The 26,377-nt window shown below is 70.7% G+C and carries 26 protein-coding genes and 1 tRNA gene; 10 read left to right on the top strand and 17 right to left on the bottom strand.

The features are described from left to right. Positions 1 to 173 precede the first annotated feature (173 nt). A complete protein-coding gene (locus BR70_RS20850; RefSeq protein ID WP_051596890.1) occupies positions 174 to 1,688 on the bottom strand; it encodes a sensor histidine kinase in 1,515 nt (504 codons plus the stop codon). Beyond that, the gene (locus BR70_RS0112705) at positions 1,685 to 2,425 is read right to left on the bottom strand and encodes a response regulator transcription factor (RefSeq protein ID WP_017888661.1); all 741 of its coding nucleotides are present in this window, start codon (positions 2,423 to 2,425) and stop codon (positions 1,685 to 1,687) included. Before BR70_RS0112705 ends, BR70_RS20850 begins: the two co-directional genes overlap by 4 nt. Positions 2,426 to 2,528: 103 nt before the next feature. On the opposite strand from BR70_RS0112705, the gene BR70_RS0112700 reads away from it, so the two are divergent. From BR70_RS0112700 to BR70_RS0112680, 5 genes are all read left to right on the top strand, one after another. Then, complete coding sequence (locus BR70_RS0112700; protein WP_027466379.1) at positions 2,529 to 3,563, top strand: acyl-CoA dehydrogenase family protein; 1,035 nt, start codon at positions 2,529 to 2,531, stop codon at positions 3,561 to 3,563. Further along, positions 3,560 to 4,915: a bifunctional PIG-L family deacetylase/class I SAM-dependent methyltransferase gene (locus BR70_RS0112695; protein WP_231495702.1), complete on the top strand. Its 1,356-nt coding sequence runs from the start codon at positions 3,560 to 3,562 to the stop codon at positions 4,913 to 4,915. Before BR70_RS0112700 ends, BR70_RS0112695 begins: the two co-directional genes overlap by 4 nt. Then, a complete protein-coding gene (locus BR70_RS0112690) occupies positions 4,912 to 5,622 on the top strand; it encodes a glycosyltransferase family 2 protein (protein ID WP_035808843.1) in 711 nt (236 codons plus the stop codon). Before BR70_RS0112695 ends, BR70_RS0112690 begins: the two co-directional genes overlap by 4 nt. A 129-nt stretch (positions 5,623 to 5,751) precedes the next feature. Continuing rightward, positions 5,752 to 7,299 carry an ABC transporter permease gene (locus tag BR70_RS0112685; RefSeq protein WP_027466376.1) on the top strand — a complete coding sequence of 516 codons (1,548 nt, stop codon included), beginning with the start codon at positions 5,752 to 5,754 and terminating at the stop codon, positions 7,297 to 7,299. A gap of 101 nt (positions 7,300 to 7,400) precedes the next feature. Beyond that, positions 7,401 to 8,078 carry an ABC transporter ATP-binding protein gene (locus BR70_RS0112680; RefSeq protein ID WP_027466375.1) on the top strand — a complete coding sequence of 226 codons (678 nt, stop codon included), beginning with the start codon at positions 7,401 to 7,403 and terminating at the stop codon, positions 8,076 to 8,078. Positions 8,079 to 8,218: 140 nt separating this feature from the next. On the opposite strand, the gene BR70_RS0112675 is transcribed toward BR70_RS0112680, so the two are convergent. From BR70_RS0112675 to BR70_RS0112650, 6 genes are all read right to left on the bottom strand, one after another. Beyond that, positions 8,219 to 9,166 (bottom strand): TolB family protein, encoded by a 948-nt coding sequence (locus tag BR70_RS0112675; protein WP_027466374.1) that lies wholly within the window; start codon positions 9,164 to 9,166, stop codon positions 8,219 to 8,221. A gap of 140 nt (positions 9,167 to 9,306) precedes the next feature. Next, positions 9,307 to 10,146 (bottom strand): carbohydrate ABC transporter permease, encoded by an 840-nt coding sequence (locus BR70_RS0112670; protein WP_027466373.1) that lies wholly within the window; start codon positions 10,144 to 10,146, stop codon positions 9,307 to 9,309. After that, positions 10,139 to 11,134: a carbohydrate ABC transporter permease gene (locus tag BR70_RS0112665; protein ID WP_027466372.1), complete on the bottom strand. Its 996-nt coding sequence runs from the start codon at positions 11,132 to 11,134 to the stop codon at positions 10,139 to 10,141. The genes BR70_RS0112670 and BR70_RS0112665 overlap by 8 nt, the downstream gene beginning before the upstream one ends. A gap of 249 nt (positions 11,135 to 11,383) precedes the next feature. Beyond that, positions 11,384 to 12,685, bottom strand: a complete 1,302-nt coding sequence (locus tag BR70_RS0112660; protein ID WP_035808838.1) for an ABC transporter substrate-binding protein — start codon at positions 12,683 to 12,685, stop codon at positions 11,384 to 11,386. Between the two features lie 114 nt (positions 12,686 to 12,799). Beyond that, positions 12,800 to 13,951, bottom strand: coding sequence for a Gfo/Idh/MocA family protein (locus tag BR70_RS0112655; protein ID WP_027466370.1), 1,152 nt, complete (start codon positions 13,949 to 13,951; stop codon positions 12,800 to 12,802). After that, entirely contained in the window at positions 13,948 to 14,694 is a 747-nt protein-coding gene (locus BR70_RS0112650) for a sugar phosphate isomerase/epimerase family protein (RefSeq protein ID WP_027466369.1), read from the bottom strand. Before BR70_RS0112650 ends, BR70_RS0112655 begins: the two co-directional genes overlap by 4 nt. 144 nt (positions 14,695 to 14,838) lie before the next feature. Here BR70_RS0112650 and BR70_RS0112645 point away from each other — a divergent pair, with 144 nt between their 5' ends. Beyond that, positions 14,839 to 16,050 carry an ROK family transcriptional regulator gene (locus BR70_RS0112645; protein WP_027466368.1) on the top strand — a complete coding sequence of 404 codons (1,212 nt, stop codon included), beginning with the start codon at positions 14,839 to 14,841 and terminating at the stop codon, positions 16,048 to 16,050. A 67-nt stretch (positions 16,051 to 16,117) separates the two neighbouring features. Further along, positions 16,118 to 16,789: a YqaJ viral recombinase family protein gene (locus BR70_RS0112640; RefSeq protein ID WP_081827374.1), complete on the top strand. Its 672-nt coding sequence runs from the start codon at positions 16,118 to 16,120 to the stop codon at positions 16,787 to 16,789. A 4-nt stretch (positions 16,790 to 16,793) separates the two neighbouring features. On the opposite strand, the gene BR70_RS0112635 is transcribed toward BR70_RS0112640, so the two are convergent. The 6 genes from BR70_RS0112635 to BR70_RS0112610 form a co-directional block, all read right to left on the bottom strand. Further along, positions 16,794 to 17,402 (bottom strand): Pr6Pr family membrane protein, encoded by a 609-nt coding sequence (locus BR70_RS0112635; RefSeq protein ID WP_027466366.1) that lies wholly within the window; start codon positions 17,400 to 17,402, stop codon positions 16,794 to 16,796. Between the two features lie 85 nt (positions 17,403 to 17,487). Continuing rightward, the gene (gene rplA, locus BR70_RS0112630; RefSeq protein ID WP_017888639.1) at positions 17,488 to 18,177 is read right to left on the bottom strand and encodes a 50S ribosomal protein L1; all 690 of its coding nucleotides are present in this window, start codon (positions 18,175 to 18,177) and stop codon (positions 17,488 to 17,490) included. A gap of 90 nt (positions 18,178 to 18,267) precedes the next feature. Beyond that, a complete protein-coding gene (gene rplK / locus BR70_RS0112625; protein WP_017888638.1) occupies positions 18,268 to 18,699 on the bottom strand; it encodes a 50S ribosomal protein L11 in 432 nt (143 codons plus the stop codon). 158 nt (positions 18,700 to 18,857) lie between these two features. Then, positions 18,858 to 19,907, bottom strand: coding sequence for a transcription termination/antitermination protein NusG (gene nusG / locus BR70_RS0112620; protein ID WP_027466365.1), 1,050 nt, complete (start codon positions 19,905 to 19,907; stop codon positions 18,858 to 18,860). A 135-nt stretch (positions 19,908 to 20,042) separates the two neighbouring features. Continuing rightward, complete coding sequence (gene secE / locus BR70_RS0112615) at positions 20,043 to 20,306, bottom strand: preprotein translocase subunit SecE (RefSeq protein WP_371830607.1); 264 nt, start codon at positions 20,304 to 20,306, stop codon at positions 20,043 to 20,045. A 35-nt stretch (positions 20,307 to 20,341) separates the two neighbouring features. Then, positions 20,342 to 20,414, bottom strand: a tRNA-Trp gene (locus tag BR70_RS0112610). Positions 20,415 to 20,566: 152 nt separating this feature from the next. On the opposite strand from BR70_RS0112610, the gene BR70_RS0112605 reads away from it, so the two are divergent. Continuing rightward, a complete protein-coding gene (locus BR70_RS0112605; RefSeq protein WP_051596889.1) occupies positions 20,567 to 21,793 on the top strand; it encodes a pyridoxal phosphate-dependent aminotransferase in 1,227 nt (408 codons plus the stop codon). Between the two features lie 100 nt (positions 21,794 to 21,893). Here the strand turns inward: BR70_RS0112605 and BR70_RS0112600 are convergent, their stop codons facing one another. From BR70_RS0112600 to BR70_RS0112590, 3 genes are read right to left on the bottom strand one after another with little or no spacing between them, the layout of a single operon-like run. Further along, positions 21,894 to 22,910 carry a UDP-N-acetylmuramate dehydrogenase gene (locus BR70_RS0112600; RefSeq protein WP_035809082.1) on the bottom strand — a complete coding sequence of 339 codons (1,017 nt, stop codon included), beginning with the start codon at positions 22,908 to 22,910 and terminating at the stop codon, positions 21,894 to 21,896. Between the two features lie 14 nt (positions 22,911 to 22,924). Beyond that, complete coding sequence (locus tag BR70_RS0112595) at positions 22,925 to 23,350, bottom strand: MaoC/PaaZ C-terminal domain-containing protein (RefSeq protein ID WP_027466539.1); 426 nt, start codon at positions 23,348 to 23,350, stop codon at positions 22,925 to 22,927. After that, positions 23,347 to 23,796, bottom strand: coding sequence for a MaoC family dehydratase N-terminal domain-containing protein (locus tag BR70_RS0112590; protein ID WP_081827402.1), 450 nt, complete (start codon positions 23,794 to 23,796; stop codon positions 23,347 to 23,349). The genes BR70_RS0112595 and BR70_RS0112590 overlap by 4 nt, the downstream gene beginning before the upstream one ends. A 131-nt stretch (positions 23,797 to 23,927) precedes the next feature. On the opposite strand from BR70_RS0112590, the gene BR70_RS0112585 reads away from it, so the two are divergent. After that, entirely contained in the window at positions 23,928 to 24,326 is a 399-nt protein-coding gene (locus BR70_RS0112585) for a hypothetical protein (RefSeq protein WP_027466360.1), read from the top strand. A gap of 112 nt (positions 24,327 to 24,438) precedes the next feature. Next, positions 24,439 to 26,334, top strand: a complete 1,896-nt coding sequence (locus tag BR70_RS0112580) for an ABC transporter ATP-binding protein (protein WP_027466359.1) — start codon at positions 24,439 to 24,441, stop codon at positions 26,332 to 26,334. Positions 26,335 to 26,377 lie beyond the last annotated feature (43 nt).

Raw genomic sequence — 26,377 nt, 5'->3', positions numbered from 1 at the left:
CCTGCGCGGGATGCCTCACGAGTGAGGACCTTCGGTCACGATGTTCACAAACACGTTGCGAGCAGCACGACATCCGGCGGTCTTTGGCTTCGAGAACTGTACCAGACGCCGTGGGCGTCACCAAACACCCCCACTGGAGGCGCGGGGCGGCCCCGCCCCGCGCCTCCCGACCGTCAGTGGGTACGGTCCACCGCAGCGGGTGTCGCCGACCAGTCCGCGGACCCGGCAGGGTCAGCCGACGACGACGCGACAGCCCCCGCCGCGGCGGCAGCCGCAGCAGGGTCGCGCGGAAGGTGCACCGTGAACACGGTGTCTCCCGGCTCGCTCGTGACCTCGACCCGGCCACCGTGCGCCTGCACCACCGCGTCCACGATGGCGAGCCCGAGGCCGGTCGACCCCACCGTGCGGGACCGCGAGCTGTCGGCCCGAGCGAAGCGCTCGAACAGCTTCGGCAGGAATTCCGGGTCGATCCCCTGGCCGGTGTCGCGCACGGTCAGGTCGACTCCGCCGTCGACCGGCGCGAGGCCCACCGTGATGCGGGTGCCCTCGGGCGTGTGGGTCCGGGCGTTCGTGACGAGGTTCACGATGACCTGGTGCAGTCGTGCGGCGTCGCCCGTGATGGTCACCGGCTCCGGCGGGACGTCGACCTCGATGGGGTGTTCCGGCGAGGCGGCGTGTGCGTCGTTCACCGCGTCGAGCACCAGGCCGGTCAGGTCGACCTCGGCGAACTGGATCTCGCGGCCTTCGTCGAGCCGGGCGAGGAGCAGCAGGTCCTCCACCATCGAGGTCATCCGGATGGACTCCGACTCGATGCGGCTCATCGCGTAGACGACGTCCTTCGGCAGGTCGCCGCCCATGCGCCGGGTGAGCTCGGCGTACCCGCGGACCGAGGCGAGCGGGGTCCGGAGCTCGTGCGAGGCGTCGGCGACGAACTGCCGCACCTTCTGCTCCGAGCGTTCCCGGGCCTGCATCGCACTGCCGATGTGCCCGAGCATGCGGTTGAACGCGCTGCCGACCCGGCCGACCTCGGTTCGGGGGTCGGTGTCGGGCACGCGGACACCGTCGAGGGCGTCGCTGCGGTCGAGCGGCATGCGCGCGACGGTGGACGCGGTCTCCGCGACGCGCTCGAGCGGTCGGAGCGACTGCCGGACCACGAACGCGGCGACGACCGAACCGGCGACCAGTGCGGTCGCCACGACGGCGAGGACGACCCCGAAGAGCTTCCAGACGCTGTCGTAGACGGGGGCCATCGGGAGCCCCACGACCAGGACGGCCGGGCCGACGTTGACGGCGGCGAGGCGGTACCGCCCGACGTCCGAGCCGAGGTCGATCGTCTCCGGGTCGGCGTCAACGCGGACGGACCCCAGTGCCTCGGCGCTCGTCTGCGGGACCCCGCTCGGGCGGCCGTAGTCGTCGAGCACGTTCGCGATGACGACCTGCCCGTCGACGAAGTACGCGGTCAGGGTTCCGGCGGCCTGCCCGGACGGTCGGGACAGGTCGATGCTCGGTTGCCCCGACTGGTTCTGCTGCAGGTACCGCTGCGCCCGGTGCGTGGCGCTCGTGATCTGCTTGTCGATCGCGCTGGTCTGGATCGAGGCGAGCGCGATGATGCTGGCCGCCCCGATCACCGCGCTGACGGCGACGACCAGGGCGACGATGCTCAGGACGAGCCGGCGCCGCAGGGTCACGAGGTCGGCTTGATGACGTACCCGACGCCGCGCACCGTGTGGATCATCGGGGTCTCACCAGCGTCGATCTTCTTGCGCAGGTAGGAGATGTAGATCTCGACGACCGACGACTTGCCGCCGAAGTCGTACGACCACACGCGGTCCAGGATCTGCGCCTTCGACAGCACGCGGCGGGGGTTGCGCATCAGGAAGCGGAGCAGCTCGAACTCGGTGGCGGTCAGTTCGATCGGACGGCCGGCGCGGTGCACCTCGTACGACTCCTCGTCGAGCACCAGGTCGCCGACCACGATGCGGGAGTCGCCGGCCTCGGAGATCGAGATCTGCGAGCGGCGGATGAGCCCGCGCAGACGCGCCACGACCTCCTCGAGGGAGAACGGCTTGGTGACGTAGTCGTCACCGCCTGCGGTGAGCCCGGTCACGCGGTCCTCGACGGAGTCCTTCGCGGTGAGGAACAGCACCGGGGTGTCGTCGTTGTTCTGCCGCAGCCGGCTGAGCACCTGCAGCCCGTCGAGGTCCGGCATCATCACGTCGAGCACCATGGCGTCGGGCTTGAACTCCCGCGCGGTCGTCAGGGCGTCCTGGCCGCCGTTCGCGCTCTTGACGTCCCAGCCCTCGTAGCGGAGCGCCATGGACAACAGGTCGGTGAGGCTGGCTTCGTCGTCGACGACCAGGATGCGCAACGGGGTTCCGTCGGCACGCGTGAGGCGCGGGGCTGCTGCGGGCTGGGAGATGGTCACGTCTTCGAGTATCGAGAAGTTCCTATGAGTCGTCTGTGGCACGGCCCAGTGCGTTCTGTGGATCGAGGACACGTCCACGTGTGCCGCTCCGTACGTTGGGAGCATGTTGCGATCTGCAGCCTGGCCCCCGTCGGCCCGGCACCTGGACACCGCGCGGATCGAACGGACGACCGGGAGGCCCGGCTCGACACCGACGGACCGCCTCGCGGTCGCGCGAGCGGTCGCCGCCACCACCCCACCCCTGTCCGCCGGGACGGCCGGCGGGTTCTTCGGCACGCTCGCCGCGGTCGCCGCGGCGGACGTCGCCACCGCCCGCACCGTCGAACCGCACCTGGACGCGCTCGGGATCCTGGCACAGGCCGGGGTGGACTCCGCGGACGGCTCGACCTGGGGTGTCTTCGCCGCCGAGGGCCCGGGCCTCCGGCTCGATGCCGCGCCCCAGAACGACGGCACGGTCCTGCTGCACGGCACGAAGCCGTGGTGCTCGCTCGCCTCGACGCTCTCGCACGCCCTGGTCACCGCGCACCTGGGCGACGAGCGGGTCCTCGTCGCCGTGGACCTGCGACAGCCCGGCGTCACCGTGCACGACGACGCCTGGGTCGCACGCGGCATGCCGGACGTGCCGAGCGGACCGGTCGACTTCGACGGCGTCCGGGCACGACCCGTCGGCGCTCCCGGTTGGTACCTCGGCCGTCCCGGCTTCGCCTGGGGCGGCATCGGCGTCGCGGCCTGCTGGTGGGGCGGTGCGGTCGGGCTCGCCCGGGTGCTCCGCGAGACCGCGGCCGCGCACCCGGAGTCCGAGCTGCTGCAGGCCGCCCTCGGCGCCACCGTGGCCGACCTCGCCGACGCCGAGGACGCCCTCGCCGACGCCGCCGCCCGGATCGACGGGTCCGACCCGGGTTCCGACGACACCGACTGGCGGTTGCTCGCCCAGACCGTCCGGTCTCGGGTGCGCCGATCGGTCGACGCCGTGCGCGAGCGGGTGGTCGCCACGATCGGCCCGGCTCCGCTGACCGCCGACGCCGCCGTCGCCGCGCGGGTCGCCGACCTCGAGCTCTACGTCCTGCAGGACCACGGAGCCCGCGACCTGGCCCGGATCGGCCGCATGGTGCTCGAGCGGGGCGGTGTCGCGTGGTGAGCTTCGACCACCGCGAGCCGGGCACCGACCCGGCGGCGTGGACGGGGTTCCTCGACGGCCTGGACGCACCGGCGATCGACCTGGCCGGCACCGGATCGGTGGTGGTCGTCGCACCGCACCCCGACGACGAGACCCTCGGCGCCGGTGGCCTGATCGCGGCCGCCGCAGACGCCGGCGTCCCCGTGCACGTGCTGCTGCTCACCCGCGGCGAGCGCTCCCACCCGGACTCCCCCACGACGACCCCGGAGGCGCTCGCCGCCGCCCGTGACGACGAGTTCGTGGCGGCCCTGCGCACCCTGCACCCCGACGTGACGTCGACCTCGGCGGGGATCCCGGACGGCGCGACCCGCGAACACCGAGACCGTGTCGTCGACACCCTCGACACGGTGCTCGCCGACGCCGCCCGCCCCGTGCTGCTCGTCGCGCCGTGGCGCGGGGACGGGCACCGCGACCACCGCATCGCCGGCGAGGTCGCCGAGGCCGCCGCGGCGAGCGCCGCCGACGTCGACCTGCTCGCGTACCCGGTCTGGGCCTGGCACTGGGACGACCCGGACCGCTCCGTCGCCCCGTGGGACGACGTCCGGGCCCTGTCGCTGCCCGACGACCTCGTCGCCCGGAAGCGTGCCGCCCTCGACGCCTACCCGTCGCAGACCCGGCCCCTGTCGCCCGCGCCGGGGGACGAGGCGATCGTCGACGACCGGCACGCCGCCCACCACCTGCGGACGACGGAGTGGTTCTTCGCGCCGGGGCCCGCCCCGTCGCGGTCTCGCGAGTCGTTCGACGCCCACTACGACCGGAAGCCCGAGGGGTGGGACTTCGACGGGTCCTGGTACGAGCAGCGCAAGCGTGCCGTGACGCTGGCGGCGCTCCCCCGCCCGCGCTACCGGTCGGCGCTCGAGCTCGGCTGTGCCACCGGGGTCCTGACGGCCGCCCTCGCCGAACGCGCGGACGACGTGCTCGGCACCGACATCTCGGCGGCGCCGCTGGAGCGTGCTGCCCGCCGTGCCCCGACCGCGCGGTTCGTGCAGGCGGCCCTGCCGGCGGAGTGGCCGGACGGGCGCTGGGACCTGGTGGTGATGTCCGAGGTCGGGTACTACCTGTCGCCCGCCGACCTCGACGCGACGATCGACCGTGTGCTCGGGTCGCTCGATGACGACGGCGTGCTCGTGGCCTGCCACTGGCGGCATCCCGACGACGAGGCCGTGTCGAGCGGTGACGCGGTGGACGCGCGGCTGACCGAACGATGGCCGCGTCCCGCTCTGCTCCGGCACGTGGAGGAGGACTTCGCCCTGAGTGTCCTTCCCGGTCCGGCGGTCACCTCGGTGGCCCGGGCCGAGGGGATCATCCGGTGACGCGACCGGAATCACGTGCACGCATCGACGTCGTCGTCCCCGCGCACGACGAGGCGGACCGGATCGCCGCGTGCCTCGATGCGCTCCTGGTGGCCCTCGACCGGCTCGCCGCGGAGCGCCCCGGAGTCGACGCCGCCGTCACGGTGGTGCTCGACGGCTGCACGGACGGCACCGCTTCGGTGGTCGCGCGGTACCCGGTCGACGTCCTGACCACGGACCGTGTCGGGGTCGGTCGGGCACGGACCATCGGGGCGACGCACGCCCTCCGTGCGCACGACGGCGACCCGGCGTCCCGGTGGCTCGCCCACACCGACGCCGATTCCCGGGTGCACGAACGGTGGCTCGTCCAGCAGTGCGACTCCCTGGCGTCCGGCGCGCAGGTGCTCGTCGGCGCCGTCGTCCCCGACCCGGACGACCTGGCGCCCGCGGTGCTCGACCGCTGGAGGCTGGCGCACCCGCCCGGTGCTGCCCTCGGCCACGTGCACGGCGCGAACCTCGGCGTGCTCGCCGCGGCGTACGTCAGCCTCGGCGGGTTCGACCCCGTGCCCGAGCACGAGGACGCGCGGCTGGTGGCCCGGGCGCGGGCGCTCGGCTTCCGGGTGGACGCCACCGTCGACCTGCCGGTGGTGACGAGCGGGCGTTTCGCCGGCCGGACCCCCGGCGGGTACGCGGAGCACCTGCGCCAGCGGTACGGCGACGTCGGCTGATGCGCCCTTAGCCGTCACATAGGTGCGCGATGGGTCGGTCATCGACAGCGTCCCTAGGTTCTCCTCCGTCGGCCCCGCCGCGTGCTCTGCGCGGCCGGTGACCCCAGCCGGCCACCACCGAGGAGAACCATGTTCCTGACCTACCTCAGGCGCGAACTCACGAACCGCAAGAAGCAGACGGTCATCATCGCGATCGGGATGGCCCTGGCCATCGCCCTCGTGGTGATCGTGTCGTCGATCTCGGGTGGCGTGCAGGCAGCGCAGTCGAGCGTCCTGCAGTCCGTGTACGGCGTCGGCACCGACATCACCGTCACCAAGACCGCGACGGCGTCGACGAACGGCGGGCGTCCGAGCTTCGACTTCGGCAGCCAGGGCGACAGCGACGACGACAGCGGTTCGACCGACCTGTCGCAGTCGCGGCTCGCGGTCGCGCGCGGCACGAGCACCCTGGACGCCGCGAACCTGTCCACGATCACGAGCACCGACGGCGTCAAGGCCGCGACGGGTGTGCTGACCCTCGAGAACAGCACGTTCTCCGGCCAGGTCCAGCAGCAGTCGACCGACGACAGCAGCACGGACGGCAGCAGCGACTCCAGCAGCGACAGCACGACCCAGCAGGGCCCGCCGAGCGGGGACACCGGCGGAGGCGGCGGGTTCGGCGGTGGGTCGTTCAGCGTCGACTCGTTCACGGTGACCGGCATCCCGGTGTCCGGCGCGACGGTCGGTCCGCTCACGAGCACCGAGCTCACGAAGGGGCGCACCTTCGCCGCGAAGGACGCGGGCAAGGACGTCGTCGTGCTCGATGCGTCGTACGCGAAGAGCGAGTCGAAGGCGGTCGGCGACACCGTCGACATCGGCGGCACGGACTTCACCGTCATCGGCATCGTCAGCTCCACCGGCTCGGCCTCGACCACGGGCTCGAACACCTACATCCCGCTCGACACCGCACAGGCGCTGGCCGACCTCGACGGCAAGGTCACCTCGATCTACGTCTCCGCCGAGTCGTCCTCCGACGTCAGCACCATCAAGTCCGCACTGCAGGCGAAGCTGACGAGCGCCACCGTCTCCACCGAGGCCGACCTGGCATCGAGCGTGTCCGGGTCGCTCAGCACCGCGTCGAGCCTCGTCTCGAACCTCGGCAAGTGGCTGTCGATCGTCGTGCTCGCCGCGGCGTTCCTCATCGCGATCCTCTTCACGATCTCCGGCGTGACCCGCCGCACCCGCGAGTTCGGGACCCTCAAGGCGATCGGCTGGTCGAACGGCCGCATCACCCGACAGGTGGCCGGCGAGTCCCTGGTGCAGGGCCTGATCGGCGGCGTGCTCGGCGCCGCGGCCGGCCTGATCGGCATCCTCGTCGTGAACGTCATCAGTCCGACGATCTCGGCGAGCGCCTCGAGCACGACCGGCGGGGGTGCCGGTGGCGGTGGTGGCATGCCCGGCGGCGCAGCGACCGCGGCCGCGGGCAGCGGCACGACGGGCGGTGCACCGGCCGGGGGCTTCGGCGGCGGCGCGAGCACCGCGTCGACGACCGACGTGGTCCTGCACGCCCCGGTGACCGTCGAGATCATCCTGCTGGCGATCGGCCTCGCGATCCTCGGCGGCCTCATCGCCGGCGCGCTCGGCGGCTGGCGGGCGAGCCGGCTCCGTCCGGCCGAGGCGCTCCGGAGCGTGGCCTGATGCCGGGCCGCACCGACACGACCGAACCGACGACAGGAGCAACCGTGACCAGCACCGACACCGCGACCGGCGAGGCGGAGGCGAGCCGTGCCTCCAGTCCGATGTACCGGCTGACCAACGTCAGCAAGACCTACAAGCAGAAGAACCGGACCGTCACCGCCCTGACGAACGTCCACCTGACGATCCCGCAGGGGCAGCTCGTGGCCGTCCAGGGGCCGACCGGCGGCGGGAAGTCGACGCTGCTGCAGATGCTCGGAGCACTCGACCGGCCGAGTGCCGGGTCGATCCACCTCGGTGGCGACCGCGACGTGGCGAAGCTCGGCGACGGCGCGCTGACCGACCTGCGGGCGACCGAGATCGGCTTCGTGTTCCAGAGCTTCAACCTGATCCCGACGCTGACGGCGCTCGAGAACGTCGAGACGGCGTTCGCGGGGTCGCTCGCGAACCGGTCCCGGAGCGAGGTCCGCGAGCGTGCGGTCGCTGCCCTCCGCGAGGTCGGACTGGGTGAGCGGATGGAGCACCTGCCGGCCGAGCTGTCCGGCGGACAGCAGCAGCGCGTGGCGATCGCCCGGGCGCTGGTGAAGAACCCGAGCGTGCTGCTCGCCGACGAGCCGACGGGTGCGCTCGACGAGTCGACCCGCGACGAGATCATGGCGCTCATCGAGAAGCAGTGGCGGGAGCGCGGCCTGACCGTCGTCATCGTCACGCACGACTCGTGGGTCGCGAAGCGTGCCGAGCGTCGCCTGCACATCAAGCAGGGGCAGGTCCGCGAGGTCTAGCGGGCGGCGGGGCGGCGGGGCGGGGTGTCGGGGTGTCCGTCCGCGTTTCGCGCTGAGCGACAGTCCACGCGTCCGGCGGCGCGTGGACTGTCGCGCAGCGCGTGAGGACGCCGCCGCCCCCGGCGCCGCAGACGCCGCCGCTACCCGGCCACCCGGTAGTCGCAGTACGCGAACCACGTCGAGTCGGGGGCCCACGGCGGCACGTTGACCGTCCCCTGCCCGCCGTCGAGGGCCACCAGGGTCTCGGGCCGGACCGCGATCCGTGCGCCGCGGACGAGCGAACCGGGCAGCAGCCGGAGTTCGACGCGGTGGTCCGCCGGGTGGCCCTGCACGCCGGGCTCGTACGACAGGTAGAGCAGGTGCGCGCCGTCCGGCGACAGGTGCGGGAACCAGTTCACCCGGTCGTCGTTCGTCAGGCGGACCGGGCTGTCGTGCCCGGGCCAGCGCACGGCCAGCTGCGCGGTGCCGGGGGTGAACCGCTCCGTGTTCCAGAGCAGGATCCCGCCGGCCGGACTGATGGTGCAGCCGTCGTCGGGGTGCTCGTCCCGCGTGACGAAGGTCGGCTCGCCGGTCTCCGGGTCGACCATCGCGACGTCGGTCGTCCAGACGCCGTCCTCGGACAGCTCCCCCACGATCGCGGCGAGGGCGCTGCCGTCGGGGGCGATGCCGTGCAGGTAGAACTTCCGCTTGGTGGGCAGGGCCGCTGCGACGTCGGTGATCCGGGTCGCGGGACCGCCCTCGGGCAGCGGGACGCGGTAGAGCTCGCCGTCGCGGGCGCTCACCACGATGGAGCTGCCGGACGGCTCGAGCACGTGGTCGTTGTTGATCTCGTCGACGCCGTCCATCGGCACCGGCACGAGCGCGGTCTCGTCGAGGACGATGCCGCTGTCGGCCGACGGCAGCCGCAGCAGCCACAGGTCGCCGTCGCCGTTGAGCACCAGGGTCTCGGCGTCCAGGACGTTCGGCGCCTCGACGAGCACCGTGGCCGACTCGAACACGAGCCGCGAGGTGCGGGATTCGACGTCGTACACGTGCACGCGGCTGGTCTGTCCGGGCAGCAGCTGCCGCCCTCGGGTCTCGTCGCTCATGGATCCATCCTGTCGGTCGTCGGGTGGTCGGGGTCGTCGGGGTCGGTGGGGAACGGCAAAACACCGGTGTTCACGCTGCGCACCGCGTCATGCGGGGGCGTCGAGCGCGAACACCGGTGTCTTGCGGAAGGGGCCTCCGCCTACTTCACGGCACCGGCGGTCAGGCCGGCGACGAACTGGCGCTGGACCACGAGGAACGCGGCCACGACCGGGATCGACACGACGAGCGACGCCGCCATGACCTGGTTCCAGTACACGTTCGTCTGCGTCGAGTACTGCTGCAGACCGACCGCCAGGGTCGAACCGAGGCCGTTCGTCATGACCGAGGCGAAGAGGACCTCACCCCAGGCCGTCATGAACGAGTAGATCCCGACCGCCACCAGACCCGGGCGGGCCGAGGGCAGGATGACCCGGAACAGCGCACCCATCGGGCCCGAACCGTCGACCATCGCGGCCTCGTCGAGCTCGCGCGGGATGGTCTCGAAGTACCCGGCCAGCATCCAGATCGAGAACGGCAGCGTGAAGGTCAGGTACGTGATGATCAGGCCGAGCCACGACCCGACGAGCTGGATGCCCAGGGTGTTGCCGAGGTTCGTGAAGATCAGGAACAGCGGCAGCAGGAACAGCACGCCGGGGAACATCTGCGTGGAGAGCACCGCGGTGGTGAAGGTGCTCTTGCCCTTGAAGTTCCAGCGCGAGACACCGTAGGCGGCGAAGGTCGCGATGATCAGCGAGAACACCGTCGCCACCGTGCAGACCACGAGCGAGTTGACGAAGTACCGGCCGAGCGGCACCGTCGACCACATGTCGATGAACGGCTGGAAGGTGATCCTCGACGGGATCCACGTGAAGTTGTCCTGCACGTCGCCGAGGGGCTTGATGGCCGTGGTGATCATCACGTAGAGCGGTACGACCGTGAACAGCGTCAGGACGACCAGGGTGATGATCTTGAAGGACTTGGCGCCAGTTGTCTCACGCACGGACGGACCTCCGGTTGGTCACGGCGAGGTAGATGCCGGTGACGACGAGCAGGAAGAGCAGGAGCAGGACGCTCATCGCGGCACCGGAGCCGAAGTTCCAGGTGATGAACGACGCGTTGTAGATGTGGAAGCTCAGCAGGTCCGCGGCGGGCGGCTGGGCGGTCGAGCCGAACAGCACGAACGGCGTGTTGAAGTCGTTGAACGTCCACAGGAACATCACGAGCACGAGCGTCACGTTGACCGGGCGGACCATCGGCAGCGTGATCGAGCGCCACTGGCGGAACGGCTTGGCACCGTCGACCGAGGCTGCCTCGTAGACGTCGTTCGGGACGGACTGCAGACCGGCCATGAGCATCAGGAACGCGAACGGCCAGGTCTTCCAGATCGCGACGACGACGACGGCCACGAAGGCGTTGTTGCCGATGAGCCAGAAGGGGGCGTCCCCGCCGAACAGGTGCAGCTGGTCGACCAGCAGGTGGTTCAGGGCCCCGGAGTCACGCTGGAACATGAACTTCCAGGTGATGACGCCGGCGTACATCGGCAGCGCGTAGGGCACGAGGAACAGGGTGCGGAAGAGCCCGCGTCCGGCGAACGGCTTCTGCAGCGCGACCGCTGCGGCCATGCCGAAGGTCCAGGAGAGCCCGACCACGAGGACCGTGAAGGCGCACGTGATGAGGAACGAGTTGAGGACCCCGCGGCCGATCGCCTGGTCGAAGTCGACGACGACCTGGTAGTTCCGGAACCCGGCGAAGGGCGCGGCACCCCAGTTCGCGATGAAGTACTTGGTGAGCTGGATGAACGAGATCCAGATGCCGGTGAGCATCGGGACGATGTGGATGAGCAGCTCGAACAGGATGGCCGGCGCGACGAGCGCGTAGGGCAGCCAGTGGGTCTTGCGCTTGCGACCTGGCGGACGGCCCGACATCGTCGGGGCCTTCGTGTGCGTCAGGTCGATGCGCTCCGAGTCGGGCAGGACCGTCGTGGACATCTGGTGGGGCCTTTCGGCAGGAGGGGCGTGCAGGTGCGGTCCGCGCGGGCCGTGGCAGCGGCCTGGGCCCACGCGGTCCGGTTCCGACGCGATGCGGAGCTTGCGGAGCAGCGTGGCGGCCGAGGCCGTGGGGGGAGGCGCGGGGTGCGTGGGGCGTGTGCCTCACGGCCGACGGGTGGTCGGCCCTGGAACGTCAGGGGCGGAGGCCCGGGCGCGTCCGTCGGACGCGACCCGGGCCTCCAGGGTGGATCAACCGGCGGCCTGGGACACCTGGTCCTGGGCGGTCTGCAGTGCCGACTTGATGTCGGCCTCGGAGACCTTGGAACCGGTCGCGATCTTGGCGAACATGTCGTTCATCGCCTTGCCGACCGTGGACTCGAACTGGTCCTCCGCGGGCACCAGCGGGAGCGGCTTCGCCTTGTTGTTGTAGATGTCGAGGAACGTCTTCGTCTGCTCGTCCGTGACGGAGTCAGCAGCCTCGGCGAGCACCGGTAGGGCCGAGTACGGCTTGTCCAGCGTCGTCTGCGTGTCCATGCTCGTCATGTACTTGACGAACTTGAGCGCGCCGTCCTTGTTCTTCGTGTTCTTGAAGACCGACAGGTTGATGCCAGCCGGGAACGAGGCGATCTGCTCGCCACCGCTCGGAGCGGGCAGCGCCACGACGCCGTACTCGTCCGACTTCATGCCGAGGGACTCGATGGTCGCGTTCGCGTTGTTCTGGTTGAGGATGAACGCGGCCTTCTTCTTCGCGAAGTCCGTGGTGGACTGCGTCGCGTTGTCGTACTGCGCGTTCGACAGGTTGGCGACCTTCGAGTCCTGCATCAGGTCGAGGTAGCGCTTGATGCCGTCGACGTTGGCCTTCGAGGTGAAGGTCGGCTTGCCGTCCTTGTCGAACCACTCGCCACCGTTCTGCGCCGAGTTGATGAACGCGAAGTGCGAGTTCTCGGTGTACGAACCGCCCGCGAGGCTGAAGCCGTAGGTGTCACCCTTGGTCAGCTTCTCGGCGTCGGTGACCATCTCCTCCCACGTGGTGGGCGGGGTGATGCCGGCGTCCGACAGCATCTTCTTGTTGTAGTACAGGCCGTAGGCGAGGCCGTAGAGCGGGACGCTCGTGACCGTCTTGTCGGGCGCGCCACCGGTGGACAGGGCGACCTTGCCGAACTTGTCCTCGCCGCCGATCGCCTTCATCTCGGCGTCACCGAACTCCTGGAAGGCGCCGGTGGCCTGGAGCGAGGTCGCCCAGGTGTTGCCGATGTTGACGACGTCCGGGCCCTGGCCCGAGGTGACGGCGGTCTGGATCTTGTTCTGCAGGTCGTTCCAGCCGATGACCTGGAGGTCGACCTTGATCCCGGTCTCCTTGGTGAACTTCTTGAGGACGGGGGTCAGCACCTCCTTGTCGTTCTGCAGGGACGTGCCCTGGTTGGACGCCCAGTAGGTGAGCGTCTTGGAGTCGCCGGCGTCGCCAGACGATCCGGAGGAGCAGGCTGCGAGGCCGGACACGGTGAGTGCGGCGGCCGCGGTGATGGCCAGTGCGCGGATGGCAGTGCGCATGACTCTCTACTTTCTCGTCGTTGAGATGGTGCAGGGGATGGTGCAGGGGTGGAGCTGGTGCTGCGGATGGTGCTGGTCGGGTGCTGCTGTGGGTTGCGGGCAGCGCCCTGGCGGTCAGGCCAGGGTGCGTTCCGCGGGGTCCCAGCCCTCGGGGAGGGTCGGGGAGGGCGACACGGTGCTCTCGACGAGCACCGCCTCGCCACGTTCTGCCGCCTCGGCGATGGAGACCATCACGTCGAGGACGTGGAAGGCGAGCGCACCGGGGACGCGGTTCTCGTCGCCGGCCCGCAGCGAGCGGGCCAGGTCGACCACGCCGGTGCCGCGCGAGTAGGTGGAGCCGACCGCGGGGATCGTCTCGGGCTCCTCGGAACCGAGGGCGTACAGCTCGGTTTCGCCGTCGAAGTTGTTCGGGTCGGGGAACACGACGGTGCCGGTCTCCCCCGCGATCTCGACGAAGCCGGTGCGGCCGCGGTCGGACTCGAACGAGAAGACACTCTGCGCGCTGCCGCCGTTCTCGAACTCGATCAGCGCGGAGTGGTTCGTCGGGACGTCCACCGGGAACTCGGTGCCGGCCTTCGGCCCGGAGCCGATGGTGCGGGTGGCGCGGGACTTCGACGCCGTCGCCGTGACCTTCTTCACCGGTCCGAACGTCTGGACGAGGGTGGTGATGTAGTACGGGCCGATGTCGAACAGCGGACCGGCGCCGTACGCGAAGAGGAACTCGGGGCTCGGGTGCCACGACTCGGGTCCGGGGCTCTGGAAGAGCGTCAGGCCGTTCAGGGGGGTGCCGATGCGGCCTTCGCGGATGGTGCGGAGCGCGGTCTGCAGGCCGGCGCCGAGGAACGTGTCCGGGGCGACGCTGACGGTCTTGCCCGCGGCGGCCGCGGCGTCGCGGAGCTCCGCGGCGCTGGCACGGTCGAGGGCGTAGGGCTTCTCGCCCCAGACGTGCTTGCCTGCGGCCAGGGCCTGCAGCGCGACCTCGACGTGGGCGGCCGGGATCGTCAGGTTCACGACGATCTCGATGTCGTCGTCGGCCAGGAGCTCCTCGACGGTGCCCGATCCGGGGACGCCCCACTTCTCGGCCTGGGCGGCGGCGCGCGGCAGGTCGATGTCGGCGATGAAGCGGACCGTCACGTCGGGGAAGACGGTGAGGTTCGACAGGTACTGGTCCGAGATGACCCCGGCGCCGATGACGCCGACGCCGACGGGGCCGGTGCGGGTGCTGCTGTCGGTCGCCGTTGCAGCGGCGGTCGTGGTGTCGGTCATGCGCGGGCCCCCTCGAGGAACGTGTAGGAGTCGGCGACGGCCTGGAAGACGTCACCCTCGTGGTCGTCGAGCTCGACGACGTGCAGTGCATCGGGCGCCGCGGCGATGATCTCGCGGATCGGCATGATGCCGTTGCCGACGGCGACCTGCTGCTTGTCGTCGTGCGAGCCGTCGCCGTCCTTGACGTGCAGGAACTGGACCTTGTCGCCGTACTTGCCGATGACCGCGACCGGGTCGTCCCCGCCGACCTGCACCCAGTAGGTGTCGAGCTCGAGCACGACGTCGTCGGACAGGGCGTCGGCGAAGACCTCGTAGGCGCTGACACCGTCGATGCGGTTCGAGAACTCGAACGCGTGGTTGTGGTAGCCGAGCACCAGGCCGTGGTCGGCGGCGCGCGGGGCGAGGGCGCTGAGTTCGCGGGCGATCGCCTCGACGTCCTCGCGGGTGGTCCAGCGGGACTCGTCGATGTGCGGGTCGATGAGGGTCCCGAAGCCGAGGGTGGTGGAGGCGTGGAAGATGCGCTCGAGGTCCTGCTCGCCGGCGTCCAGCAGACGGGCGTGGCCGCTCGGGGCGGCCAGGCCGGCGTCGCGGAGGGCGGCGGCGAGCTCGTCGGCGTCGTCGACGAAGCTGAAGGCCTCGACGTTCGTGTAGCCGATGTCGGCGATGCGCTGCAGGGTGCCGGGCAGATCAGCACTGAGGGCATCGCGGACCGTGTAGAGCTGGACCGAGAGCGGTTGGGTCACCAGGGGTTCTCCTCGTCGAGATGGTGCGGTCGTCACTGACCGATCGTCACACTACGAGCACTTTTGTCGGCGGTCAAGCAGAAGTCCGAGGAATGTCGACGGACTTCATTGCGTGGCGCGAACGATGTGTGCTTCACTCCCCACATGGTCGACTTGAACCGGACGGCAGCGTCGCCTCCGGTCGGGACGAGCGAGCTCTTCCAGATCCTCCGCGACGGCGTGCCGCGCACCAGGGCCGAGCTCGCCGCACTGACAGGACTCGCACGCTCCACCATCGGCGTGCGCCTCGACTCCCTGATCGACATCGGGCTGGTCGGCGCCGTGGACACCGCCGTCTCCACCGGCGGTCGCCCGCCCGCCCAGGTGGCGCTGAAGCCCCGCGCCCGGCTCGTGATCGCCGCCGACCTCGGCGCCTCACACGGTCGCGTCGCCGTCACCGACCTGGTCGCGGCACCGCTCGCCACCCGCGAGGCCCGGATCGACATCGCCGCCGGTCCGGTGCCGACGCTGTCCTGGCTCGTCGAGACGATCGACGACCTGCTCGCCGAGGTCGGGCGCAGCCGACAGGACGTCATCGCGATCGGGATCGGGGTCCCCGGGCCCGTCGAGTTCTCCACCGGCCGCCCGGCCAACCCGCCGATCATGCCCGGCTGGGACGGCTTCGACGTGCCCTCGTGGCTCCGCCAGCACATCGCCGCCCACGTGCTGCTCGACAACGACGTCAACATCGCGGCCCTCGGTGAGCGGGAGCACGGCTGGCCGGACGTCGACCACCTGCTGTTCGTGAAGGTCGCCACCGGCATCGGGTCCGGCATCGTCTCCGAGGGCCGACTGCAGCGCGGGGCCCAGGGCACCGCGGGTGACATCGGCCACGTTCGGGTCTCCCGCGCCGGCGACGTCCCCTGCCACTGCGGCAACACCGGCTGCCTGGAGGCCGTGGCCTCCGGTCCGGCCATCGCCCGCGCACTCCGCGCGAAGGGGCACGACGCGCACACGGGTGCGGACGTGATCGACCTGGTGAACCGGTCGGACCTCGACGCGATCTACGCCGTCCGACAGGCCGGTCGCGACATCGGCGAGGTCCTGGCGACCTGCATCTCGCTCATCAACCCGTCCGTGATCGCACTCGGCGGCTCGATCACGCAGGCCGGTGAGCACCTGCTCGCCGGCGTCCGCGAGGTCGTCTACTCCCGCTCGATGCCCCTGGCCAGTGAGCACCTCGTCATCGTGCAGTCCCGCGCCGGGTCCCTCGCCGCGCTGCAGGGGGCTGCGGCCCTCGCCATCGGGTACGCCCTCTCCCCCGCCGGGGTCGACGAGCTGGTCGCCTTCGCCGAGGGCCGCGAACTGGTCTCCTGACGCACACCCGCGGTCGCGTGAGCGCGTCGGTTTCGGTCTTGCCGGTGGTCGGGGGGACAATCGTCGGGTGACGATCGTGCAGCCCACCCTGTGGGGCGACCTGGACCCCGGTCTGGAGTCGTCCGCGCCGGTCCCGGCTGCGCGTGATGCGTTCACCGCCCTGCGCGGCCACACCGAGCGCATCGTCGCGCACTCCTCGGACCGCGTCGCCTGGCTCCGCGCCCGCGCCATGGGGATCACCGCCACCGACGTCGCCCGGCTCGCCTCGCTGCGCGCCGTCGAGGCCGTCGTCACCGAGAAGCGCTACGGATCCCGCTTCTCCGGCAACGCGTTCACCGAGCACGGCAAGGACCGCGAACCGGTCATCGCCGCCTGGGTGGCCGCCACCCACGGCATCCAGCCCTCGGCGCACCTGTTCCACGCCGCTGCGAACCGCGCCCACCTCGCCACCCCGGACGGCGTCGGGGTCGACGAGTCGTCCCGCGTGGTGCTCGCCGAGATCAAGACCACCGGCAAGGCCTGGCGGAGCATCCCCCGGCACTACCTCCGGCAGATCTGGTGGCAGCAGTACGTGCTCGGTGCCGACCGCACCCTGTTCGTCTGGGAACGCCACGACGGGTTCGTGCCGGTCGCCGACGAGCCCGAGTGCCGCTGGGTCGACCGCGACGACGACCAGATCCGCGGGCTCGTCCAGCTCGCCGACCTGGTGCTCGACAAGCTGCGCGGCTTCCGCTCCTAGCCCCCTAGACCTTCACCAGTCGCAGTCGGCTCATCCCGACGACGAGGATGCCGAGCAGGGTGATCGAGACCGCGATCCCGACCACGTAGATCGCGACGACGCCGTAGCCCTGCGCCGGATCGAGGAACGGGTACGGCACCCACCCGTCGGTCGCGCCACGGACGAGCACCACGGTGGTCCAGACCGCCGGGTAGAGCAGGAACCACCACACGTGGCGGAGCAGCAGCCGCGCACGGTCCGAGAACAGCAGCCAGTCGAGCACCGCGTACACCGGGATGATCTTGTGCACGATGTCGTTCGACCACGGCACCGAGGCCGACACGTTCGCGCCCGTGAGCAGCGTGTTGTAGACGATGCCGGTCGTCGCGATGTACACCGTCGCGGCGCCACGGAGCACCGAGACGGCGAGGTCCGCCCGCTTGCGTCGGGCTGCGGCGACGAGCGTCACCGCGAGGGCCACGGCGACGATCAGGTTCGACTGGATCGTGAAGTAGCCGAAGAAGTTCCAGAACGAGTAGGTCGGGGTCTGCGAGCTCTCGAGCCACTGCGCCACGACCGCGACGACGATGGCGATGACTGCGATCAGTCGGAGCGAGTTCACGAGGGTGCGCACGGCTCCACGGTATCGGGACACGCGCCCCACATGCGGAAAGGACCCGCACCGTTGCCGGTGCGGGTCCTTCCACGAGTCTCTCGACTCAGATGCTGTTGACGTCCAGCGGGATGCCGGGACCGAAGGTCGTCGAGACGGCGCCCTTCATGACGTAACGGCCCTTCGAGGACGACGGCTTGAGGCGGTTGATCTCCTCGAGCGCGGTCGAGATGTTCTCGTCGAGCTGCTCCGGCGTGAACGAGGCCTTGCCGACGACGAAGTGCACGTTGGCGTGCTTGTCGACGCGGAACTCGATCTTGCCGCCCTTGATGTCGTTGACGGCCTGCGCCACGTTCGGGGTCACGGTGCCGGTCTTCGGGTTCGGCATGAGGCCACGCGGGCCGAGCACCTTACCGAGACGACCGACCTTGCCCATGAGCTCCGGGGTCGAGACGGCGGAGTCGAACGAGGTGTAGCCCTCGGCGACCTTCGCGATGAGCTCGTCGCCACCGACCTCGTCGGCACCGGCGGCGATGGCGGCCTCAGCAGCGGCACCCGTCGCGAAGACGATGACGCGGGCGGTCTTGCCCGTGCCGTGCGGCAGGATGACCGTGCCGCGGACCATCTGGTCGGCCTTGCGGGGGTCCACGCCGAGCTTCAGCGCGACCTCGACCGTGGAGTCGGTCTTCGAGGAACCGGTCTCCTTGGCCAGGGCGACGGCCTCGGTCGGGGTGTAGAACTTGTCGGCCTCGATCTTCGCGGCCGCGGCCTGGTAGGCCTTGGACTTCTTCGCCATGGTGGTCTCCTTGCGAGATACGTGGTTGGCGAGCCGGCGAGGCTCTCCCACGGAAAGGTGTCTGGTGGTGGGCCGGAGCCCGATCGGTGCTTAGGCCTCGACCGTGATGCCCATCGAGCGTGCGGTGCCTGCGATGATCTTCGCGGCCTGCTCGATGTCGTTGGCGTTCAGGTCGGCCTGCTTGGTCTCGGCGATCTGACGGACCTGGTCCATCGAGATCTTCGCGACCTTGACCGTGTGCGGGGTCGAGGACCCCTTCTGCACACCAGCAGCCTTCTTGATGAGCTCAGCGGCCGGCGGGGTCTTCAGGACGAACGTGAACGAACGGTCCTCGTAGACGGTGATCTCGACCGGCACGACGTTGCCACGCTGCGACTCGGTCGCCGCGTTGTACGCCTTGCAGAACTCCATGATGTTGACGCCGTGCTGACCGAGCGCCGGACCGATCGGGGGGGCCGGGTTGGCGGCTCCCGCGTTGATCTGCAGCTTGATCAGGCCCGTGACCTTCTTCTTCGGTGCCATGACTTGTCTTCCTCCTGGAATCGAACACACGGGGATCCGTGCACTCTCCCGCTGGTCCGGCCGTTCCGGACAGCGGTGAAGGCCCGCTCGCACGAGGCGCGCGGGCCCAAACCCGTTCAGTGTAGTCGATCTCGGTGATCGCTACAGGTGGGTGGTCGCTAGAGCTTGGTGACCTGGTCGAAGCTGAGCTCGACCGGGGTCTCGCGCTCGAACAGCGAGACGAGGACGGTGAGCTTGCCGCTCTCCGGCTTGATCTCGGAGATCGAACCCGGCAGGCCCGCGAACGAGCCTTCCTTGATGGTGATCGTCTCGCCGATCTCGAAGTCGACCTCGGCTGCCGGCTGTGCCTGCAGGCCGCTGCCCTTCGCGCCACCCTTGGTCGGGGCGGCCTCGGCGACCTGCACGAGGGACTTGAGCATGCCGAACGCCTCGTCGAAACGGAGCGGCGTCGGGTTGTGCGCGTTGCCGACGAAGCCGGTGACGCCCGGGGTGTGCCGGACGACGGACCACGAGTCCTCGTTGAGGTCCATGCGGACGAGCACGTACGAGGGGATCCGGACGCGGGTGACCAGCTTGCGCTGCCCGTTCTTGATCTCGACGACGTCCTCCATCGGGACCTCGACCTGGTAGATGTAGTCCTCCATCGACATCGAGACCATGCGGTTCTCGATGTTCGACTTCACGCGGCGCTCGAAGCCCGCGTAGGAGTGGATGACGTACCACTTGCCCGGCTTCATCCGCAGCTCGGCCTTGAAGGCCTCGTACGGGTCGACCTCGGCGGGCTCGTCGTCCTCGTCCTCGGCGTCGAGTGCCTCGTCGGCGGCGAGCGTCTCGTTCGCCTCGGCGGCGGTCTCGGTCTCGAGCTCGACTTCTTCCTCGTCCTCGACGGCCTCGACGGCGGCCTCGGCCTCGTCGGTGGAGTCGATCTCGAGGGCGTCGTCCACGACGGCGTCGGCCTCGGGGTCGCGGGCTTCCTGCAGGGCCGTCAGTGCTTCGTCGAGGCCGGCGTCGACGGTGCCGTCGTCGGGCTCGGAGCTGAGGCCGAGGGACTCGTCGTCGTCGCCCTCGATCGAGATCGCACGCTCTTCAGCGGACTCGACGGAGCGTCCTTCGCCGGTCTCGACGTCGCCTTCCTGGTTCTCCTCGACCTCGGAGGACTGCTCGGCAGCCGTCGCGAGGTCGATGTCATCGCGGGAGTTGTCAGACACAGTCGATTCTTTCCGTTCGGTGGTTCGGGTCGGGTTGGCGTTCGTTCACGGTCACGAGCGACGCCGTCACGATCGACGCCGTCTCGGGCGACCGTACTCCTCGAGGACGACCGCACACGGCAGTCGACGTCAGGGTCAGGCCGTGGGCCCGTTGCCGAAGACGTACCCGACGCCGAGACCGAACACGAAGTCGAGGATCGACACCAGGATCATCATGACGACGACGAACACGAGCACGACGCCCGTGTAGCTGAAGAGTTCCTTGCGGGTCGGCGTCACGACCTTGCGCAGTTCGCCGATCACCTGACGGATGAAGAGCACGATGGCAGCGATGGGCCCGCGGCGCTCGGCCCGGTCCTGCTTCGCCTTGGCGACGACGTCGTCCGCCGTCGTCTCCATGTCTTTGCTCGCCAACTTCTACCCTTCCAGAGTTGCAGGGCGGACAGGACTCGAACCTGCAACCTGCGGTTTTGGAGACCGCTGCTCTACCAATTGAGCCACCGCCCTTCGCAACACGGTTCGTCACCGATCCGCGTTCCGGTGGACGAGTCTACGGGAGTCCGTCACACGGTGTCCACTTGGCCCCTCGCACGGCGTGCCGCGCCGGTAGGCTGGACCCCGTGAGCACCGCAGCCCCAGGCCCCGAGTCCACCGCCCACGTGTCCGTCGACACCCTCGCCACCGCGCCGGCCGATCGTCCGCGCATCGCGTCCCGCATCGCGGCCATCGCCGAGTCCGCGACGCTCAAGGTCGACGCGAAGGCCAAGGCGCTCAAGGCCGCCGGGCGGCCGGTGATCTCGTTCGCCGCCGGCGAGCCTGACTTCGCGACCCCGCAGCACGTGGTCGACGCGGCCGTCACTGCCGCGCAGGACCCGAAGAACCACCGGTACACGCCCGCGACCGGCCTGCCCGAACTCAAGCAGGCCATCGCCGACAAGACCGCCCGAGTGTCCGGCATCACCGTCGAGCCGTCGCAGGTCATCGTCACGAACGGTGGCAAGCAGGCGGTCTACCAGGCGTTCCAGACCATCGTCGACGCCGGTGACGAGGTCCTGCTGCCCGCGCCGTACTGGACCACCTACCCCGAGGCCATCCGGCTGGCCGGCGGCGAGCCCGTCGAGGTCTTCGCCGGCAGCGACCAGGACTACCTGGTGACGGTCGAGCAGCTCGAGGCCGCCCGCACCCCGGCGACCAAGGCACTGCTGTTCTGCTCGCCGTCGAACCCCACGGGCGCCGTGTACTCCGCCGAGCAGACCCGGGCCATCGGCGAGTGGGCGCTCGAGCACGGCATCTGGGTGATCAGCGACGAGATCTACCAGGACCTGGTGTACGACGGGGTCCGCTTCGCCGGCATCCTGGCCGAGGTCCCCGCCCTCGCCGACACCACGATCCTGGTGAACGGCGTCGCGAAGACCTACGCGATGACCGGCTGGCGCGTCGGGTGGTTCATCGGCCCGACCGACGCCGTCAAGGCCGCGTCGAACCTGCAGTCGCACCTGTCGTCGAACGTCTCGAACGTGTCGCAGCGCGCCGCGATCGCCGCCCTGACCGGTCCCCAGGAGCCCGTCGCCGCCATGCGCGAGGCCTTCGACCGCCGACGGAAGGCCATCGTGGACGGCCTCAACGCGATCCCGGGCTTCCGCACGCCGACCCCGCAGGGAGCCTTCTACGTCTACCCGGACGTCACCGCGCTGCTCGGCCGCGAGTGGGCCGGCACCACCCCGACGACCACGCTCGAGCTGGCCGATCTGATCCTCGAGCACGCCGAGGTCGCGGTCGTGCCGGGTGAGGCCTTCGGCCCCTCCGGCTACCTGCGCCTGTCGTACGCGCTGGGCGACGACGACATCGCCGAGGGCGTCGCCCGGCTGGCGGCGTTCTTCGCGTAGACCTCGGGAACACAGAACGGGCCACCTCGTGGAGGTGGCCCGTTCTGTGTGCCGGGAGGCCCGTGGCGCGTCGTGCTCGTCCGTCCCGTCGGGCGGACGATCAGCCGAGCAGGTCGCCCACCACGACGGGTTCCGGGACGAGCGAGACGCCGAACCGGTTCAGGACGGTCACCTGCACGAACCGTGCGAGCTCGGCCACCTGCGCGGCCGTCGCCCCACCGCGGTTCGTCAGCGCGAGCGTGTGCTTCGACGAGATCGCCGCACGGGAGCCCGGCACCGCATAGCCACGGTGGACGCCGGCGTGCTCGATGAGCCACGCGGCACTGAGCTTGACGTCGTCACCCGCGGGCCAGCGGGGCGCGTCCGTCGGCAGGGTCTCGGCGAACGCCGGCGAGACGATCGGGTTGGTGAAGAACGACCCGGCGCTCCAGGTGTCGTGGTCGTCCCCGTCGAGCACCATGCCCTTCGAGCCGCGCAGCCGCAGGACCTCGTCGCGGACGGTCGTGGGCGGCACGAGCGCACCGAGCTCGACCTCGAGCGAACCGGCGAGCTGCGCGTAGCGCACGGGCACACCGTGCTCCCCCGCGAGCCCGAGTCGGAACTCGACCGTCAGCACGACACCGCGCCGACCGTGCTTGAGGGTCGACGTGCGGTAGCCGAGCGCCAGCTCGGCTGCGGGGACCCACGCGCGCTCCCCCGTGGCCGCATCGAGGAACTCGACCCGGGTGAGCACGTCGGCGAGTTCGACCCCGTAGGCGCCGATGTTCTGCACCGGGGACGCACCGACCGTGCCCGGGATGCCGCTGAGGGCCTCCAGGCCGGTCCAGCCGTTCGCGACGGTCGTGGCGACGAACGGGTCCCACGGTTCCCCCGCAGCGACGCGCACCGTGACGCCGTCGGCGTCGCGGTCGGCGTCGACGCCCGTCGTCCGGACCAGCACGACGGTGCCGTCGAAGCCCTGGTCAGCGACCAGCAGGTTGCTGCCGCCGCCGAGGACGAGCCACTCGTGGTCGTCGAAGGCGTCGAGCGCGTGGGTGACGAGCTCGTCGGTCGTCGTGGCCGTGAGCAGCCGGGTGGCGGCCCCGCCGACGCGGAGCGTCGTCAGGTCGGCCAGCATCGGCTCGGACACGGTCAGCGGAACACCACCGTGACCTGCGCCTTGCCGAGCACGGTCTGCCCGGCGGCGGTCACGGTGAGGTCGATGCGTTTCGGCCGGCCGTCCTCGTCGACGGTGCCGACCTTCGCGACGATGCCGACGGTGGCACCCTGCTCCGGGTCGACGACGACGGGGCGCGTGAAGCGGACGCCGTAGCCCGCGACCCAGCCGCTGTCGCCGAGCCACTCGGCGACCGGCTGGACGGCGATGCCCATCGTGAGCATGCCGTGGGCGAGGACACCGGGCAGGCCGACCGAGGCGGCGACGTCGTCGCGGTAGTGGATCGGGTTGAAGTCGCCGGAGGCGCCGGCGTACCGGACCAGCGAGTCGCGCGTGATGTGCACGTCACGCTCGGCGACGACGGTGCCGACCTCGAGCGCGGTGGCGGGTGCGGCGGTCATGCGTCGTCTCCTCGGACCACGAGGGTGGAGGTCGCCGTGACGACGTGCTCCCCCTCGGCGTCGTTGATGGTGCTCTGGGCGGTGACCATCGCGTTGCCGCCGAGGGTCTTCACGCTGGTGACCGTCAGGGTCGCGGTGAGCTCGTCACCGGCGACGATCGGCCGGTCGTACGTGAAGGACTGCTCGCCGTGGACGACGCGGGAGAAGTCGATGCCGGCGTCGGGCTCGTTCAGGAGCTGCGCGAGCGTGGCCTCCTGCACGACGACGGCGAACGTCGGGGGCGCGACCACGTCGGCGTACCCGGCGGCACGTGCGGCGCCCGGATCGTGGTGGACGGGGTTGGTCGCGAAGACCGCACGCGAGAACTCGCGCACCTTCTCGCGGCCGACCAGGTAGGGCTGGGCCGGCGGGAACGTCCTGCCGACGAGCTCGGGGTTCACTGACACCACGGCAGTCTACCGAGGCCCGTCCGGAGGCCGGTGATCGATGAGAACGCTTCAGCTAGACTGTCTGAGACCGATTCGGGGGAATCGGAGCGTGCCGTGCGGCACGGGTTCGTTCGGGACGGGGAGGGCCGATGGACGCCACGACGGGGTTCGCCGTGCACACGGGAGACCGGTGCACCGCCATGGAGGTCGCGGCCGCCGCGCTGCGCCGCACGGGCCACCACGTCGAGTCGACGGGTGGCACGATGACCGCGACGGCGGGCAGCCGCACGCTCACCATCCTGCTCGGTGCGCTCGTGCAGCCGGCCCGGGAGTACCGCCGGTACGAGCTGTCGACGGTCGTGGACGGTGCCACCACCACGATCACCCTGCGCCGGGCCGGGCACGGCACGGCCGTGTCGGGCGGCAGCATCGGGGCGAACCGGCGACGGGCCGCCTGGCAGCACGTCACCGCCGCGGTCGAGGACGCGTTCCGTGCGGCCGGGGTGCTCGCGACGCGCACGGACACCGGCTCCCACCGCACGCAGTAGGCCGGCCCGACGGCCTCCGGCGGGTGGCCGCGCGGCGCACCGCCACAGGAGCGGTCACCGGGGACCCGGCCAGCCATCTAGGTTGGGCCAGGGGCCCCGGAAAGGAACCGCCATGAGCATGGAGAGCGCAGCCTGGAGCTCGCTGTACAAGATCTCGTCCGCGCAGGGCGGCAAGCACGGGTTCTCCCGCGCGTCCGTCCGGCGGATCCTGACGTTCGCGGTGCCGTACCGGGCGAAGCTGCTGGTGTTCATCGGTCTCTCCGTCGTCGGCGCCTTCCTCGCGGTCGCGACGCCGGTCCTCGCCGGGCAGGTGGTCGACGTCATCGTCGCCCGCGGAGAGGTCTCGACGATCGTCCGGCTCGCCGTGGTCATCGCCCTGGTGGCCGTGGCCGACGCCGCCGTGTCGCTGACGACGCGGTGGTACTCGGCGCGCATCGGCGAGGGCGTGATCCTGGACCTCCGCACCGCCGTCTTCGACCACGTGCAGAAGATGCCCATCGCGTTCTTCACCCGCACCCGGACCGGTGCGCTCGTGAGCCGCCTCAACAACGACGTGATCGGCGCCCAGCAGGCCTTCAGCGGCACGCTGTCCGGCGTGGTCACGAACCTCGTGGCGCTGGTCCTCACCCTGATCGTCATGCTCAGCACCTCGTGGCTCGTGACGGTCCTCGCCGTCGTCATGCTCCCGGTCTTCCTGGTGCCCGCCCGCCGGATGGGCAGCCGCCTCGCCGCCCTGCGCCGCGAGGCCGCCGACCACAACTCCGCGATGAGCACCCAGATGACCGAGCGCTTCTCGGCTCCCGGCGCCACCCTCGTCAAGCTGTTCGGCCGGCCCGACGAAGAGGCCGAGGAGTTCCGCGTCCGCGCCGCCCGGGTCCGCGACATCGGTGTCCGGACCGCGATGCTGCAGTTCGTCTTCTTCACCGCGCTGATGCTCGTCTCCGCGCTCGCCCTGGCGCTGGTCTACGGGCTCGGCGGCTTCCTCGCGCTCGCCGGCCGGCTGGACACCGGCGAGGTCGTCACCCTGGCGCTCCTCCTCACGCGGCTGTACGCCCCGCTGACGAGCCTGGCGAACGCGCGGGTGGAGATCATGAGCGCCGTGGTCAGCTTCGAGCGCGTCTTCGAGGTGCTCGACCTCGAACCGCTCATCCGGGAGCAGCCCGACGCGGTGACCATCGCCGACGGCCCCGTCTCCGTCGAGTTCGACGACGTCCGGTTCGCCTACCCGTCTGCCGACAAGGTGTCCCTCGCCTCGCTCGAGGAGGTCGCCACGCTCGACACCCGCGGCGGCGAGGAGGTGCTGCACGGACTGTCCTTCCGGATCGAGCCGGGGCAGACCGTCGCCCTGGTCGGCTCGTCCGGGGCCGGCAAGTCCACGGTCGCGCAGCTGCTCGCGCGGCTGTACGACGTCGACAGCGGCGCGGTGCGCCTGGCCGGGACGGACGTCCGCGACGTCACGTTCGCCTCGATGCGGCACACCCTGGGCATGGTGACGCAGGACGGCCACCTGTTCCACGAGACCATCCGTTCCAACCTGCGCTTCGCACGGCCCGAGGCGTCCGACGACGAGGTGTGGGACGCCGTCCGCCGTGCGCGGCTCGAGCCGCTCATCCGGTCCCTCCCCGACCAGTTGGACACCATGGTGGGCGAACGCGGCTACCGGCTGTCCGGGGGCGAGCGCCAGCGGATGACGATCGCCCGGCTCCTGCTCGCCCAGCCACGCGTCGTCATCCTCGACGAGGCGACGGCGGCACTCGACTCGACGTCCGAGGCAGCGGTGCAGGCTGCGCTCGGCGAGGCGCTCGAGGGGCGGACGGCGATGGTGATCGCGCACCGGCTCTCCACGATCCGCAGCGCGGACATGATCCTGGTGGTCGAGGACGGCTCGATCGTGGAGCGTGGCACGCACGACGAACTGCTGGCCGCGGGTGGCCGGTACGAGGAGCTGCACCGCACCCAGTTCGCCGCGCAGGAGCACGTCGCGGTCGATGTGCAGGTGGCGGACTGAACGCGCGGCGGGTGGGCCCCGAGAATCGAAGTGGGGCCGGCAA

Origin of the sequence: Curtobacterium sp. UNCCL17, assembly GCF_000686685.1 — a bacterium.
Taxonomy (GTDB): Bacteria; Actinomycetota; Actinomycetes; order Actinomycetales; family Microbacteriaceae; genus Curtobacterium; species Curtobacterium flaccumfaciens.
Note: the sequence above shows the minus strand (reverse complement) of the source record. Positions and strands in the feature narration are given on the sequence as shown.

Bases quoted from the DNA above. Each gene is read 5' to 3' on its own strand.
- BR70_RS0112600 (WP_035809082.1), bottom strand. From the start codon at position 22,910: ATGCTGGCCGACCTGACGACGCTCCGCGTCGGCGGGGCCGCCACCCGG.
- BR70_RS0112700 (WP_027466379.1), top strand. From the start codon at position 2,529: ATGTTGCGATCTGCAGCCTGGCCCCCGTCGGCCCGGCACCTGGACACC.
- secE (WP_371830607.1), bottom strand. From the start codon at position 20,306: ATGGAGACGACGGCGGACGACGTCGTCGCCAAGGCGAAGCAGGACCGG.
- BR70_RS0112645 (WP_027466368.1), top strand. From the start codon at position 14,839: ATGGTCGACTTGAACCGGACGGCAGCGTCGCCTCCGGTCGGGACGAGC.
- BR70_RS0112680 (WP_027466375.1), top strand. From the start codon at position 7,401: ATGTACCGGCTGACCAACGTCAGCAAGACCTACAAGCAGAAGAACCGG.
- BR70_RS0112585 (WP_027466360.1), top strand. From the start codon at position 23,928: ATGGACGCCACGACGGGGTTCGCCGTGCACACGGGAGACCGGTGCACC.
- BR70_RS0112580 (WP_027466359.1), top strand. From the start codon at position 24,439: ATGAGCATGGAGAGCGCAGCCTGGAGCTCGCTGTACAAGATCTCGTCC.
- BR70_RS0112595 (WP_027466539.1), bottom strand. From the start codon at position 23,350: ATGACCGCCGCACCCGCCACCGCGCTCGAGGTCGGCACCGTCGTCGCC.
- rplK (WP_017888638.1), bottom strand. From the start codon at position 18,699: ATGGCACCGAAGAAGAAGGTCACGGGCCTGATCAAGCTGCAGATCAAC.
- BR70_RS0112685 (WP_027466376.1), top strand. From the start codon at position 5,752: ATGTTCCTGACCTACCTCAGGCGCGAACTCACGAACCGCAAGAAGCAG.
- BR70_RS0112660 (WP_035808838.1), bottom strand. From the start codon at position 12,685: ATGCGCACTGCCATCCGCGCACTGGCCATCACCGCGGCCGCCGCACTC.
- rplA (WP_017888639.1), bottom strand. From the start codon at position 18,177: ATGGCGAAGAAGTCCAAGGCCTACCAGGCCGCGGCCGCGAAGATCGAG.
- BR70_RS0112655 (WP_027466370.1), bottom strand. From the start codon at position 13,951: ATGACCGACACCACGACCGCCGCTGCAACGGCGACCGACAGCAGCACC.
- BR70_RS0112665 (WP_027466372.1), bottom strand. From the start codon at position 11,134: ATGTCCACGACGGTCCTGCCCGACTCGGAGCGCATCGACCTGACGCAC.
- BR70_RS0112675 (WP_027466374.1), bottom strand. From the start codon at position 9,166: ATGAGCGACGAGACCCGAGGGCGGCAGCTGCTGCCCGGACAGACCAGC.